General features: G+C 70.5%; 1 protein-coding gene. It reads right to left on the minus strand.

Annotated features, from left to right (window positions below; genetic code table 11):
* Positions 1–57: 57 nt before the first annotated feature.
* Positions 58–1,028 (minus strand): alpha/beta hydrolase family protein (locus tag ITP53_RS55515; RefSeq protein ID WP_207757783.1); only part of this gene is annotated, 971 nt, incomplete at its 5' end.

The following is a 1,028-nucleotide window of genomic DNA, read 5'->3' on the forward strand; positions in this document are numbered from 1 at the left end:
TTGTCCTCCAGCACCACCGCCACGTCCAGGACCCCCGCCCCTCGACTGACAGCGAGGCTACCGAATCAAGATCAGCTCATTGGAAGGGACACGCACGGGGAGTTGATTCCACGTAACTGATAGGTAGGCGCGGGTGATGCGCAGGGCGCGCTCGCCGTCGATCTCGCCGACCGGGATGCCGAGCTGCGGCCCGAGGACGGCGAAGTCGACGAACGACGAGTGCTCGGCCCCGTCGACGGTCAGCCAGCGCTTCCAGCCGGTGAGGTTGGCCCACGACCGCGGCCAGGTCTCGTCGGCGCCGTCCGGCTCGTGCCGTGGGTTGCCGATCAGCATGACCGGCCTGGCCGGCCCCTTCTTCGGCCCCTTCGGCAGCGCGGGGAAGAACGTTCCGTCGAGGTTGACCGCCGCGCGCACCCTGGGGTCGGCGAGCATCAGGTGGGCCGCGCTGTTGCCGCCCATCGAGTGCCCGGCGGCGGCGATCCTGGACCTGTCGATCAGCTCGCCCCACTCCCCGGTGGTGAGCCTGTCGAGGACGAAGCGCAGGTCGGCGACGCGTCCCTCGGTCATCTTGAGGCTGTCGGGATGGTCACAGGCGAGGCAGGTCGTGGTCTCGCCGTCGGGGAACGTGGTGCCGAAGGACTCGTACGTGTGCTCCACGCCGGCGACGAGGTAGCCCCTGCTGGCGAGCTCCTCGGCCAGGGAGGTCAGCGTGGCCCGGGGAAACGAGCCGCCGGGAGACATGACGACCAGCGGAAGCCCGCCCTTCGCCGTGCGGGCCGGCGCGTTCGCGTGGGAGTGGACCCTTATCGTGGCGAGCGCGCCCGGAGGGAGCTCCCTGGTCTCCGGGATGTTCCCCAGGACCAGCGCGGACTCCTGGGGCGTCAGGTACGGCGGGGCCTTCCCGCCGGACTTCCGCGCCGGATACCAGAGCGACACCATGAGCTCCCGCTTGACCTCCGGCTTCCAGGGGTCGGCGCGGCTCTCGTCGACGAGGTGCAGGGACCGCATGCCCACGGGGAGCTTTCCCG

This window comes from Nonomuraea cypriaca (assembly GCF_015645445.1).
In the GTDB taxonomy this organism is placed as follows: domain Bacteria; phylum Actinomycetota; class Actinomycetes; order Streptosporangiales; family Streptosporangiaceae; genus Nonomuraea; species Nonomuraea cypriaca.